General features: G+C 43.4%; 14 protein-coding genes and 1 pseudogene. 14 read left to right on the forward strand and 1 reads right to left on the reverse strand.

The genetic code is table 11. From position 1 onward, the window contains the following. Positions 1 to 5 precede the first annotated feature (5 nt). On the reverse strand, positions 6 to 731 hold the full coding sequence (locus tag DOT_RS08805) for a PRC-barrel domain-containing protein (protein WP_009617241.1): 726 nt from the start codon (positions 729 to 731) through the stop codon (positions 6 to 8). A gap of 89 nt (positions 732 to 820) precedes the next feature. Here DOT_RS08805 and pth point away from each other — a divergent pair, with 89 nt between their 5' ends. The 14 genes and pseudogenes from pth to DOT_RS08870 all read left to right on the forward strand — a co-directional run. After that, the gene (pth, locus tag DOT_RS08810) at positions 821 to 1,378 is read left to right on the forward strand and encodes an aminoacyl-tRNA hydrolase (protein WP_009617243.1); all 558 of its coding nucleotides are present in this window, start codon (positions 821 to 823) and stop codon (positions 1,376 to 1,378) included. 56 nt (positions 1,379 to 1,434) lie between these two features. Beyond that, positions 1,435 to 1,611 carry a hypothetical protein gene (locus DOT_RS31040; protein WP_009617245.1) on the forward strand — a complete coding sequence of 59 codons (177 nt, stop codon included), beginning with the start codon at positions 1,435 to 1,437 and terminating at the stop codon, positions 1,609 to 1,611. A 319-nt stretch (positions 1,612 to 1,930) separates the two neighbouring features. Further along, complete coding sequence (mfd, locus tag DOT_RS08815) at positions 1,931 to 5,470, forward strand: transcription-repair coupling factor (RefSeq protein ID WP_192807808.1); 3,540 nt, start codon at positions 1,931 to 1,933, stop codon at positions 5,468 to 5,470. A 39-nt stretch (positions 5,471 to 5,509) separates the two neighbouring features. Then, positions 5,510 to 6,454: a peptidylprolyl isomerase gene (locus DOT_RS08820; RefSeq protein ID WP_040411706.1), complete on the forward strand. Its 945-nt coding sequence runs from the start codon at positions 5,510 to 5,512 to the stop codon at positions 6,452 to 6,454. A gap of 171 nt (positions 6,455 to 6,625) precedes the next feature. Further along, positions 6,626 to 7,189: a stage V sporulation protein T gene (gene spoVT, locus DOT_RS08825; protein ID WP_009617253.1), complete on the forward strand. Its 564-nt coding sequence runs from the start codon at positions 6,626 to 6,628 to the stop codon at positions 7,187 to 7,189. Positions 7,190 to 7,396: 207 nt separating this feature from the next. Beyond that, positions 7,397 to 8,854: a nucleoside triphosphate pyrophosphohydrolase gene (mazG, locus tag DOT_RS08830; RefSeq protein ID WP_009617257.1), complete on the forward strand. Its 1,458-nt coding sequence runs from the start codon at positions 7,397 to 7,399 to the stop codon at positions 8,852 to 8,854. Positions 8,855 to 8,938: 84 nt separating this feature from the next. After that, positions 8,939 to 9,214 (forward strand): HU family DNA-binding protein, encoded by a 276-nt coding sequence (locus DOT_RS08835; protein ID WP_009617259.1) that lies wholly within the window; start codon positions 8,939 to 8,941, stop codon positions 9,212 to 9,214. 143 nt (positions 9,215 to 9,357) lie between these two features. After that, positions 9,358 to 9,621, forward strand: coding sequence for an RNA-binding S4 domain-containing protein (locus DOT_RS08840; protein ID WP_009617261.1), 264 nt, complete (start codon positions 9,358 to 9,360; stop codon positions 9,619 to 9,621). 212 nt (positions 9,622 to 9,833) lie between these two features. Further along, a complete protein-coding gene (gene yabP, locus DOT_RS08845) occupies positions 9,834 to 10,112 on the forward strand; it encodes a sporulation protein YabP (RefSeq protein ID WP_009617263.1) in 279 nt (92 codons plus the stop codon). Positions 10,113 to 10,148: 36 nt separating this feature from the next. After that, the gene (gene yabQ, locus DOT_RS08850) at positions 10,149 to 10,655 is read left to right on the forward strand and encodes a spore cortex biosynthesis protein YabQ (RefSeq protein WP_040411707.1); all 507 of its coding nucleotides are present in this window, start codon (positions 10,149 to 10,151) and stop codon (positions 10,653 to 10,655) included. 138 nt (positions 10,656 to 10,793) lie between these two features. Next, positions 10,794 to 11,036, forward strand: coding sequence for a sigma factor-like helix-turn-helix DNA-binding protein (locus DOT_RS08855; RefSeq protein WP_009617267.1), 243 nt, complete (start codon positions 10,794 to 10,796; stop codon positions 11,034 to 11,036). Further along, the gene (locus DOT_RS08860) at positions 11,011 to 11,322 is read left to right on the forward strand and encodes a septum formation initiator family protein (RefSeq protein ID WP_009617269.1); all 312 of its coding nucleotides are present in this window, start codon (positions 11,011 to 11,013) and stop codon (positions 11,320 to 11,322) included. Before DOT_RS08855 ends, DOT_RS08860 begins: the two co-directional genes overlap by 26 nt. Before the next feature lie 100 nt (positions 11,323 to 11,422). After that, positions 11,423 to 11,812: a S1 RNA-binding domain-containing protein gene (locus DOT_RS08865; protein WP_009617271.1), complete on the forward strand. Its 390-nt coding sequence runs from the start codon at positions 11,423 to 11,425 to the stop codon at positions 11,810 to 11,812. A 330-nt stretch (positions 11,813 to 12,142) separates the two neighbouring features. After that, a pseudogene (locus DOT_RS08870) lies at positions 12,143 to 12,539 on the forward strand (serine/threonine protein phosphatase); the annotation flags it as partial.

Consider the following 12,539-nt stretch of genomic DNA (forward strand, 5'->3'; position numbering starts at 1 on the left):
GGGTATCATCCCAGGGGTTCTTTGGTTACGGGTATTTCTGATACGGTTTCGTCAGTAGGTGGAATCGTTTCAGTTTCTGGAATGATGATGGGCGTCTTTTCTTGAGCGGTTTGAGCAGTTGTTTTGGCCTTATCTTTCTTAAAGTAACTACTGATGGTATGAGTTGTTTCTGAGGCTAGATGTGACGTTGAGTGAATTAGATTTTTGAAGGTTTCGCTGAGTCCTTTGTCTGCGACGGTTAGAACGTTTTCGCTTTCCTTTCGGGCAACAATTACATCATGCCCTATGGTCGTAATGTATTCTGCAGCAATCCACGCTTTGCCACTTAGGAATCCTTCGAGTTTACCGCCAGAAATCTCGATCTGGGTTATTTCCCCTGTTTTTGGATCAACATAATATTCTTCGGCGGTTCCAAGCGTTTTCCCGGTTTCCGTGACCATCTTTGTTCCGATGATGGTCAGTTTTCCTTTGACCAAATCTAATAATTCAGGTAGATTCGAGGTCTTTTCTACATGGGACTCTTTGTCAATAGTGATTGCGTCATCGCCGACACTGACGACTTTAGAATAGGGAATAATGCGCTGATCCTTAAAAAGACCTTTCGGGTCCACAACGATTGCAGCGAGAGACTTCGTGCTGGCATCAAGAATTAGGCTTTTGACATATCCGATTTGCTGCCCTTCTTGGAGAGAAATGATGGGTAAGGATAAATACTTTCGACTGGGTTTCACAGGTTCACCCCCTTATTGGTGATGATCGTTTTTTATTCTTAATGAATGTATTCAGAGTATCGGATGAATATGCTATGGAGGAGATTAGAATGAAGGTTATTGTCGGTCTCGGAAACCCCGGGCCTCAATATGCAGAGACGCGTCATAATATTGGATTTTTGCTGATTGACTTGTTGGCAGAGGCCTATAACCTTCAATTTCGTACCAAATTCCAGGGATTATGGACGGAAGGTAATGTGGAGGGAGAACGCCTTATCCTCTTAAAACCTCAAACATTTATGAATTTAAGTGGTCGTTCGGTGAGCGAACTCACCAATTTTTATAAAGTTCTCGGGGGAGATTTACTAATAGTTCATGACGATATGGATTTGCCGCTGGGCAAAATCCGTCTCCGTGATCAAGGTGGTGCAGGTGGGCATAACGGAATTCGATCCATTCTAGCTGAATATGGTTCAGAGAAATTTTGGCGACTTAAATTAGGTGTAGGTCGCCCGCCTAGAGAGTGGGACCCTGCACGTTATGTACTTTCTCCCTTCGCGGAGGATGAGCTTACCCAGTTAGATGACCTGTTAGAACGCGCGGAAAAGGTAACTAACCTATGGATTAAAGGAGAAAGTGGTCGTGCTATGAATTTATACCATCGTTAACTAAGTATAACCTCCTGAGCTAGCGGTAATTCTACTAGCAAGGGAGGTGGTCCTGGATGAAGATATTAAAGGTATGTCATGCCTGTGATCGAATTATTGGGGAGATTGAGTTAGATGACTTGACCAGCCATAACGTGGACCCTATAATGGATATTGTTGGGAATGTCGCGTATGCGCTTTGCCCACTCTGTCTGCAGGAAATGGAAATGGAGCCGAGAAATGTGTATCATTAACTGATGGCGGAGGTAAGATGCCGGAGGTCGGAGATTATGTATTAAATGGGGCTTGAAAAGGCTCTTAGCCTTTTAGCATTTTTGGGAGAGACAATATTTTTGGTCTTGGGATCGTTGTTGGGGCACGATGCAACGTGCCCTTACTAGATGAATAGCATTAGAGTTAGTTTTATGGGTAGGCAAAATCGTAATTTGTAGTTCGAGAATCGTGGTTCGAAGCTCAGGTAATAATCCTTAGGTCGAATATCGAATGTCGGATATCGAATATCGCAGTGGGGGTCCTTTGGTGGACGTTCATCTTTTTTTGCTGCCTGAAAGGATGAGCGGTTTGAGTACAATTCATGACTATCTTCGACGGGGGCTTGACATTAAGGAGATTGATCAGTCGTTAAGCAGTAGAGAATGGCCCCAAATGATTTATGATTTAACAGGAAGTCAGAAAGCAGCCTGTGTGGCCCAGCTTTTACGAAAGTCTAAACCTGGATTGATCCTAACCTATTCAGAAGAGCAAGCTCAAAAGTGGGCAAACGATTTGCGGACATGGTGTTCCCAAGAAACCATCCTCCATTTGCCCACAACAGAATGGCTTCCTTTTGAAGTATTAGGCAGAAGCAGAGAAACAACCTCGGAACGAATTCGCGTTCTGAATCAATTGGCGCAGGACTCTAAGTGTACTGTTGTGGCTTCTGTCCTCGCAGTTGAACGGCGCGTATTTCCTATTGAACGCTGGAAAAAATATACGATTGAATTTGAAGTAGGGAAAGGATATGCCTTATCCGAAGTTCTTTCTGCTTTAACCGCTGGAGGGTATGAACGGGTTGAGACGGTTGAAGGGAAAGGACAATTTGCCTTAAGAGGCGGCATTTTGGACATTGTCCCTTTAGACGGAGAGGCCGTACGTATCGAGTTTTTTGACGATGAAGTCGATTCTATTCGAACGTTTGACCTAGGGACGCAGAAATCAGTTGCTTCGCAGAACAAAGTGCTTATTTCCCCTGCTATGGAGTATGTTGTCACTAGAGAGGAGTTAGGGCAACTTCGCTTTGCTATTCGAGCGGAAGCTAGGAAAACGATCGGACGACTTCAGCGTGCCGGAAAAAGCGAGGCGGCTGACCGTCTACAATCTAAAGTTGATTTTCTGGTAGAACGACTTGAACAGGGAATCCTAGACGAAAATGTTTATCCCTACTTAAACTTAGTTAATACGCCACTCGTCCCATTTTTCTCGTATCTTTCTGAGAACCATTTTGTTATTTTAGATGAGCCGTTACGCTTAAAAGAGCAATTAGAGTTTCAAACCAATGAACGCTTACTTGAATTTACGCAGCAACTGGAACACGGCGAGGGATTTGTTCACCCTGAGACTCAGTTTATTGATTACGATGATATCCTAAGCCATGGAAAGCAGCATCCGTTGATCGGCCTTTCAACGCTTCTGAGGCAGGTCCCGGGGCTCTCACCAAAGCGAATTTTCAACCTAAATGCTCATCCCTTAACTGGCTTCATGGGAAAAACAAGTAAGTTAGTCGATGAGATAGGGCATCGCAAGGAAGCTGGGAATGTGGTGGCCCTGTTTGTCGGCGATGAGGATCATGTCGAGCGTTTGATTCAGGGTTTAAAAGATCTTGGAGTGACGGCGTCCCGCAAAGAACTTGAAGATTCTGTTGAGGAAGGCCATGTTTATGTCTATCCATATTCCTTGGACCAAGGTTTTGAGTTGCCGCTCGGAAAACTGGTAGTTCTGACGGAAACAGAAATCTATAAACGAGAGAGCAAAGCGGTTGGCAAAAAGCCTAGCCCACCTGTCCAAAAGAATATCTATATACCTGATCTAAAGCCAGATGACTATGTAGTACATGTTCACCATGGGATCGGACAGTTCACTGGTATTGACAGATTAGAGGTCGGGGGTATAGAAAAGGACTATTTTGGGATTCGTTATGCTGGAGAAGATCGGCTCTATGTCCCGCTGGACCAACTGCATCTCTTGCAAAAGTATCTGGGAAGTGGTGCTGAAAGTCTGCCCAAACTTTACAAACTTGGGGGGACTGAGTGGCACAAGGTCAAGAGTAAAACACGCAGCGCCGTCAAAGATATGGCGATTGATTTGGTAAAACTTTATGCTCAAAGGGAAGCAATCCAAGGATATGCTTTTTCTTCAGATAATGTGTGGCAAAACGAATTTGAAGAGAAGTTTCCTTATGCAGAGACACCGGATCAACTCCAGAGCATTGCGGATGTCAAAGCAGACATGATGCGCTCACGTCCGATGGACCGTTTACTTTGTGGTGATGTGGGGTACGGAAAAACAGAAGTTGCCCTCCGCGCAGCATTTAAAGCAGTGACGGACAGCAAGCAAGTGGCAGTTCTTGTCCCCACGACTATTTTAGCGCAACAACATTTCAATACATTCAAAGAACGGTTTATAGGTTATCCGATTACGATTGAAATGCTGAGCCGTTTTCGGTCACCAAAGGAGCAAAAGGAAATATTACAGGGTCTTAAGGATGGGAGAATCGATGTTATTGTGGGTACGCACCGTATTCTCGCTGAGGCCGTTAAATTTAAAGATTTAGGCTTATTGGTCATTGATGAAGAGCAGCGTTTCGGGGTTGCCCATAAGGAGAAACTGAAGACATTAAAAGGCAACGTGGATGTACTGACTTTGTCTGCAACCCCTATTCCAAGGACATTGCACATGTCTCTAGTGGGAGTTAGGGACATGAGCGTGATTGAGACTCCACCAGAAGGTCGCTATCCGGTGCAAACCTATGTCACTGAATTTCGGCCTGAGGTTGTACGAGATGCCATACGACGCGAGATACAACGCGGAGGGCAAGTGTTCTATGTGCATAACCGAGTTGAGGATATGGACCAGGTTACCCAATACTTAAGTCAATTGGTTCCCGAAGCGCGCTTTGGGGTTGCCCATGGTCAAATGCGCGAAATGGCGTTGGAACGGGTCATGCTTGCTTTCTTAGAACAGGAAATGGATGTTTTGGTTTCCACGACTATTATTGAAACTGGACTTGATATGCCGAATGTTAACACACTGATTATTGATGAGGCTGATCGTTTTGGGTTATCCCAACTCTACCAATTGCGAGGGCGTGTTGGGCGCTCTAATCGCAAAGCGTTTGCTTATCTTTTGTATAAACCACAAAAGGTTCTTACGGAAATTGCCGAAAAACGTCTGTCCGCAATTCGAGAATTTACGGAATTTGGGGCAGGATTTAAAATAGCTATGCGGGACTTGGAAATTCGTGGTGCAGGGAACTTAATCGGTGCCCAACAGCATGGGCATTTAGCGGCGGTGGGATTTGAATTGTATAGTCAAATGCTCAAAGAAGCGGTTCAGGAGCTGCGTGGAGAAACGGTTGAAGAAGTCATCGAACCGAGCATTGAACTTCAGGTGGATGCCTTTTTGCCAGACCCGTATGTTGTGGACCGCCAAACCAAGGCGTCACTGTATCAACGGTTGGCGATGGTTCGAGATGAGGAACAACTTGGTGAGATGGTTGACGAATTAGTGGATCGTTTCGGAACCCCAACACGTGAAGTTGAACACCTAATTGAAATCATCCGGATTAAATTATTGGCCAGCACTTTAAAAATTGAACAGATTCAACAAGGCAAACAGAGTGTTGTCATTCGTTTTTTGGCAGATCTAGGTATTAACGGTGAGCATCTGATGGCGGTCGCGTCGGCTTCCCCTCAACCGTTATCTTTTAGGACGATGCCCAATGGGAATTTAGAATGCAAAATACGCATCCGTACAACGGACCAAGAAGAGGTAATTGAGGCGGTTCGCCGAGTGCTTTCGACATTTTGCGACGTTGCTTCAAGGTTAACTCCTTGATATACTGTTCGTATGTCAAATTTGAAAGGGTGTGGCTATATGAAAAAGTCCCGAGTTGGGATAATTTTAGGAGTTATTGCATTGATGATTGTGACCACGGGGTGCTCTTCGTTGGTTGGTGGTAAATGGGCTGTGAAAGTTAACGGAGATTCTATCTTAGTTAAAGATTATGATGCCCGTGTGGCTGATGCCCAAAAAATATATGAGAATCAAGGTCAGAAATTTGATACTGACCAAGGTAAACAGGCTTTAGCTCAGCTTAAAGGTCAGTTATTAGACCGTATGATCGAAGGAAAGCTTATCGCCCAAGAAGTAAAAAATCAAAAACTTAATCCAGAAGATGCAAAAGTGACAGCACAGGAAGATACGATCAAGAAGAATTTTGGGGATGATGCTACTTTTCAAGATACTCTAAAACAACAGGGTATGACGGAACCCGAATTAAAAAACTTCTTGACGGTTTACGAGAAAGTGACATCGGATGTTAAAGTACCTAGTGATAGTGAGGTTAGAGCCTTTTTTGATAAAAACGTTGCTAATTATAGCCAGTCTGAGAGTGTAACAGCCCGTCATATCTTGCTAAAAACGGAAGATGAAGCAAAAGCAGTTATTGAGCAACTTAAAGCGGGGGCAGATTTTGTTCAACTCGCTAAAGATAAGTCTATCGAACCAGGAGCTAAAGAGTCAGGCGGAGATCTCGGAACCTTTACCAAGGGGAAAATGGTTGCCGAATTCGAAACTGCGGCGTTTGCTCAGAAAGTGGGCACATTTTCAACAACTCCTGTAAAAACAGAATTTGGTTATCATGTGATCTTGGTTGAAGCGCATACAGCAGCAGTGGCTGCAGACTATGCCAAGGTGAAAGACCAAGTAGCCCAAGATGCACTGAACCAGGCGAAAGATACCAAGTTCCAGACCTATTTCGACGATCTGCGAAAGAAGGCCAAGATTGAGTATGCCAATGGATATCAGCCTGCAAGTTAATTAAGCGTCAAAAAGAAGGCAATGAAAATTGCCTTCTTTTGTTTTACATTGGAAAAAAATGAATAATTGGCAATCTCTAGATATATACTATCATTGAATTTAAGGTGACAAAAGATTAAAATGATGGACTAAATAGGTTTTCAGGAACGACAAAAGGAGGAATATGCGTATATGAAAGCAACAGGTATTGTAAGAAGAATTGATGACCTCGGTCGTGTCGTTATTCCAAAAGAAATTCGTCGGACTCTCCGTATTCGGGAAGGAGATCCGTTAGAAATTTTTGTAGATCGAGAGGGAGAGGTTATACTAAAAAAATATTCGCCTATTCGCGAATTGGGTGAGTTCGCTAAAGAATATGCGGATTCACTTTTTGAGGCAACTGGACATATTACTTGTATAACTGATCGAGATACTATTATTGCAGTATCTGGAGCATCTAAGAAAGAGTATCTAAATAGAGCAATAGGGCCCGCTGTGGAACAAGCTATGGGGGAAAGGAAAACCATTCATATTGCAACGGCAGGTGAACATGCCTCATGCAAGAGCTGTCCTGAAAATGATGAAGAGGATAAATGCAAGTGCACTAGCGAAGTCATTGCACCGATTATCTCGCAAGGGGATCCCATCGGTGCAGTGATTCTCATGTCCAAAGAACTTAATATGAAGATGGGAGAGTTGGAGATTAAATTGGTTGAAACTGCCGCAGCTTTTTTAGCAAAGCAGATGGAACAATAACATAATGCATGCAGATGAAATAAAGCGGTTGAGCCGCTTTATTTTTTTAAGGGGGACACTAGGCCATCACGGCATCTTGCCATCCTTGGCGATGGTCCTCTCTTGCCGTCCTGCAAGAAGATTAATACGTGCGAAGACAGTGTCTTCGCGCGCGGGTGCAAGCCAGTTTAATTTATGCTAAAATGTCCACAGGAGGTGTGAAAGAAAATGTCCTCGTGTCTTCATGTTATTGGCTTAGGCCCCGCGGGCCTTGAACAGTTAACCCTTGGAAACTACCGTCGTATATGTGGTGCGAAGAAAATTTTTGTGCGAACATCTCAACATCCTTGTATTCAGGAGCTGGTGGCAGAAGGCGTACTTGTTGAATCGTTTGATGAGATCTATGCCACAGAACCCTCCTTCGAGGCGGTTTATGAAAGAATTACGGAACTGTTGCGAATGGAGTTGCAAAAGGGCACTGAGGTTATCTACGCAGTTCCTGGGCATCCTATGGTTGCGGAAAAGACCGTTCAACTTATCGGAGAAAAGCTCGCGAAGGATTATGAAATCGTGATTCATTCGGCTGTGAGTTTTGTAGATGAGATTTTTAGAGTCTTAAAGTTCGATCCGATTGATGGAGTATTAATACGTAATTATGATGGCCTTAGAGACGTAGGGTTGACCGGGCAGGAATGGCTTATTATTCCTCAGGTGTACAATAAATTGATTGCTTCTGAGGTCAAATTGGATCTCATGACTTCGTACCCGGATGATGCCTGGGTGTATGTTGCACAGGCTCTAGGTACCCCGCTCGAACGGGTGGACAAGCTGCCACTCTACGAGATGGATCACGGAACATACGATCACTTAACGACGATTGTTTTGCCGCCGAACTCAGAAGTGATCTCCTTTTCTAAGTTGACCAAAGTTATGGCGACCTTGCGCTCTAAGGAAGGATGTGCATGGGACCGTGAACAAACACACGATACATTAAAATCATGTTTGATTGAAGAAAGTTATGAAGTCATTGATGCGATTGAAAAAGAAGATATGTATAATTTGTGCGAAGAATTGGGAGACTTATTATTGCAAGTAGTTTTTCATACTCAACTTGCTTCCGAGGCAAGTGAATTTGAACTTCAGGACGTACTTAATGGTATTATTCAAAAGATGATTCGTAGGCATCCTCATGTTTTTGGGAAGGAGAAGGCTGAAACAGCCGATGATGTGATCCTGACCTGGGATAGAATCAAGAAAGAAGAGAAGGCGAGCGGAAATGAAAAGGTAGCCTTCTTCCATGATCCCTTGGGTTTACCGGCTCTGATGTTGGCTACTTCAACCCAACGTAGAGTGGCCAAGATAGGGTTTGATTGGTCAGATATTGAGGGTCCTTGGGAGAAAGTTCAGGAAGAATTACAAGAGCTTAAAAATGCTTTAGCCGATGGAATAGGGATTCGCGAAGAACTCGGCGATTTGATGTTTGCTCTTGTGAATTTATCTCGGTTTTTAAAGCTTGATGCTGAAGAAGTTCTCAGAGATACCATACATAAGTTCCAAAATCGTTTCCTGAAAATGGTTGATTTAAGTCAAGAAGAAGGTCTGGATTTCCATAAACTTTCTCTGGATGAAATGGATGTTTACTGGGAAAAGGCAAAATCTCAAGAAAAAAGTAGTAAATTAATGTGATATAACCTAAAAAAGCAGGAGATTGGTTATTTATCGCGAAATATAATTGTCGTGATAAGATCAGTTATTTTAGGAGGGACTATTTTGAATAAGGCGGAATTAGTTAGCGCTGTTGCAGAAAAGGCTGACATGTCCAAGAAGGATGCAGAAAAGGCAGTCAAAGCTGTTTTCGAGGTAATCGAGGAGTCCTTGGCACAAAGTGAGAAGGTGCAACTGGTTGGTTTTGGGACCTTCGAAGTCAAAGAGCGTGCGGAACGAACCGGAAGAAATCCACAAACTAAGGAAACAATCTTGATTCCTGCGGCCAAGGTACCAGGCTTCAAAGCTGGTAAGGCTCTCAAGGATGCGGTCCAAAAATGAGTCTTCGGATATCGTTAAAAATCAGGTTCCAGGTTCTTTCTGGGACCTGATTTTTAGTACCATTCAGAGCATTCTTGTTATAGCTAGCGCATAAGTGTAACCTGTAGCGGCGCCGATCCTTGTTCTCTAAAAGGGGGGTATACATGCGTATTGATAAATATTTAAAGGTTTCTCGACTCATTAAACGTCGCACAGTTGCAAAAGATGTTTGCGATGGAGAAAAGATCAAAATCAATGGACGAATTGTCAAACCTTCAGCAGAAATCAAGGTGGGAGACCGAGTCATCTTGGAGATGGGAAATCACGTTATTGAAGTTCAGGTATTAGCGACACCAAACAGTATAAGGGCCAACGAAGCTCAAACGCTCTATGAATTGATTAGGGATGAACGAAGGACAGAGTCTTAATGTTGAAGACTCTGTCCTTCGTTCATTCTAATTTCTCTCCAGACCCTAATTTTAATCGAGAGCCACGTCAGTGGAGGGCTTATCCTCAAGAGCAGCAAAGCGCATTAGTGTCCATAGAGACTCTTCTTCCTTACTTCCTTCTAGAAACTGACTTCTAAAGGACGAGCAAGGCGAATAGGGTTTATGAAGAAATAGAGTTAGGGGGATGGGACATGGTGGACAAAGTTGGCAAAGGGCATCGCCTTGTCATGGAAAATCGAGAACAAATTGCGTTGACAGGAGTACACAAGGTTCAGTCCTTTGACCCCAAGGAAATCGTTCTGGAAACCGAACTTGGAATATTGAGTATTAAAGGGGACCAGTTAGGTATCAAATTGCTTAATCTCGAGCAGGGTTTGGTTGATATTGAAGGGCATGTCGGTGCTATGATCTATCAAAGAAGTTCCAACGGTGGTTCTCGTCAAGGATTTTTGAACCGGATTTTCCGTTAACAAGGCCTTGATAGTCAGAGGGAAGGAGGAAGAACAATCTCAGAGTTTGTAACGTTTTTTTGGGTAATTGTGGCGGGGGCGACTGTAGGATTTGTTTTTGATTTTTATCGCTCGTTTCGACATTGGCAAGGTTGGGGACGGGTTTTGACTTTTATAGGAGATGTGCTTTTTTCTCTAGTTGCGTTGTTTATTCTTTTCCGTTTTTTTGAAAGGGCAAATGCGCTGGCCTTTCGTTTTTATATTATTTGGGGCAGTTTGCTGGGCCTATTTCTATATCTTAGAATATTAAGTCGTTTTTCTGTGCGTTGCTTCTTTGGGCTCTATCGGGTTATGAAGTACTTGGCAGATCTTATCTACAGGGGAATCAAAATTCCGATCAGAGGACTCATTTTTATCATGCGACCACCCTATGCAACATTGCACTGGTTCAGTCTACTCCTCTATCGAATCGGAGAATTTATCCTCGTGGAGCCAATTTCGCGTATGAAAAGGAGGGTGAAGGATTGGTGGAAGCATCTCTTGCCACCCAATATTAATGGGTAAAATTTTCCAGGGGGATTGATTCCCTAATAGAGAGTAGCTATAATGGAGTTACCCTATCAATATGTCCATGGTTTGTAAGTGATCTGTCCACAGATTATCCACACTTTGTGTATAACTTTTTAGCAAGGGCGTGCCACAGTGCAACTTGAAATTAGGGGTCTGGAAAAACTAAGTTTTAGAGAACGCCAAGCGGTGATTCTTAAAGAAAGTGGAAGGTCTCTTGAAAGCATTGCCAAACAACTTCATCTCAGCCAAAGTTCAGTAGCAACTTTATTAACGCGTGCGCGAAGCAAAGGTTATGAGATTGTGTGTATTATCCCGGGCGGAGAGCTAGGTTTAGGAGGAGAGGAATCGGATGAAGAGGGCTCATCAGAAGATTAAGACAAAAAATGGGCAACGGATTCGACTTCGTAGCGGTTCTGCCCTTGTTCTTTGTTTTACAATTGCAGTAATCGGTAGCTCGGCATGGCAAATATGGAAACTCCGTTCTCAGGTCGAAGGACAATTAGCAAATTTGAATCAGGAAAAGGTAACCTTGCTTCAGCAGGAGAAACTTCTTCATGAAGAAATTACTCAGTTAAATACCCCAAGTTACATTGAAAAATTGGCTCGAGAACAGTTAGGGCTCGTAAAACATGGCGAAATTCTCATTTCTCCCAAGAATTAGTACCCTACATTGTTCTTCTTCACCTTGACAGGCATGAAATGTGCTGCATATAATATAGAGTAAGTATAGATAGATCATCACAAGGAGGAGTTTACTTCGTATGGCCATTGACGTTGGCACTATTGTTGAAGGAGTCGTGACAGGGATCACGAACTTTGGAGCATTTATTGAATTGCCGGATAGAGTAACCGGACTCGTACATATCTCGGAAGTCGCTGATGCCTATGTCAAAGACGTCCGAGATTATTTAAAGGAACAGGATCATGTTAAAGTGAAAGTCATTCACGTCGATGAAAAGGGGAAAATCGGGCTTTCAATTAAACAAGCAAATCCTACTATTCGTAATGTGAGCCGTGAACGCCGTCTTCCGCCAACCGTATCTTTTGAGGATAAATTGGCTAAGTTTATAAAAGACAGTGATGAGCGTCAGACAGAATTTCGTCGGGCCACAGATTCTAAACGTGGAGGCAGAGGTTCAAGTAGATACTAGTAAGTAACCGCCGAAAGGCGGTTTTTCTTATATCTAGACAAAAACAAAAAATCTTTAAGCGGCAACGAGGGCCGCCGCTGCGCATGTGGCTAACAAGAAGGCTAATACGTGCGAAGACAGCGTCTTCGCGTGCGGGGGCCAGCCGAGTTTTTCTATATCATTTTTGAGAAAATGCCGGTACATTTAAGAGTGCTATGGGGTTAAGGCGGAATTATATAGAGAATTATTATGAACAACGTCGAAAGTTGCTGGGCTTTACTGACTTTACTAGACAAGCTTTGCTATATATGTGAGCTATAATATTACCATAAATAGGTAAGAGGTGACGTTATGGCAGAATGGGCAACGTTAAAGTTAGATCAAGGCCTGCGCAGTCGAATTTCAATGGAAAGCGCGTTCCTTCCACTGGTTCTGGGAAGTTTGTTGGCGCGAGGCAGCATTTTGGGCCTTCATCCTTTCGGAGTTGCATTTGGGGCAGCGTTGCTCCTAAGAGGTGAAAGTGGATTTTTCTTTGGTTTACTGGGTGTTCTGATCGGCGTGATTTCACTGAAAGACATTTCTTTTTTCCTACAAGTTATGGTAATACTGGCGGCGTTGACGGTAATCTTGCCTCACATACGCAAGAAAAAGCACGAGGGAATATATTTAGTTACCCTGACTGGTTTAATGGTAGCGCTCATTTCCTCTCTAGCTATTAGCCTAACAAGGCCAGACCTCTATGCGTTTC

It is taken from the genome of Desulfosporosinus sp. OT, assembly GCF_000224515.1.
Lineage (GTDB): Bacteria > Bacillota > Desulfitobacteriia > Desulfitobacteriales > Desulfitobacteriaceae > Desulfosporosinus.

What these genes read in the sequence shown, in the direction of transcription:
- pth (WP_009617243.1), top strand. Translation starts at nt 821, where the DNA reads ATGAAGGTTATTGTCGGTCTCGGAAACCCCGGGCCTCAATATGCAGAG.
- DOT_RS31040 (WP_009617245.1), top strand. Translation starts at nt 1,435, where the DNA reads ATGAAGATATTAAAGGTATGTCATGCCTGTGATCGAATTATTGGGGAG.
- mfd (WP_192807808.1), top strand. Translation starts at nt 1,931, where the DNA reads ATGAGCGGTTTGAGTACAATTCATGACTATCTTCGACGGGGGCTTGAC.
- DOT_RS08820 (WP_040411706.1), top strand. Translation starts at nt 5,510, where the DNA reads ATGAAAAAGTCCCGAGTTGGGATAATTTTAGGAGTTATTGCATTGATG.
- spoVT (WP_009617253.1), top strand. Translation starts at nt 6,626, where the DNA reads ATGAAAGCAACAGGTATTGTAAGAAGAATTGATGACCTCGGTCGTGTC.
- mazG (WP_009617257.1), top strand. Translation starts at nt 7,397, where the DNA reads ATGTCCTCGTGTCTTCATGTTATTGGCTTAGGCCCCGCGGGCCTTGAA.
- DOT_RS08840 (WP_009617261.1), top strand. Translation starts at nt 9,358, where the DNA reads ATGCGTATTGATAAATATTTAAAGGTTTCTCGACTCATTAAACGTCGC.
- yabP (WP_009617263.1), top strand. Translation starts at nt 9,834, where the DNA reads ATGGTGGACAAAGTTGGCAAAGGGCATCGCCTTGTCATGGAAAATCGA.
- DOT_RS08860 (WP_009617269.1), top strand. Translation starts at nt 11,011, where the DNA reads ATGAAGAGGGCTCATCAGAAGATTAAGACAAAAAATGGGCAACGGATT.
- DOT_RS08865 (WP_009617271.1), top strand. Translation starts at nt 11,423, where the DNA reads ATGGCCATTGACGTTGGCACTATTGTTGAAGGAGTCGTGACAGGGATC.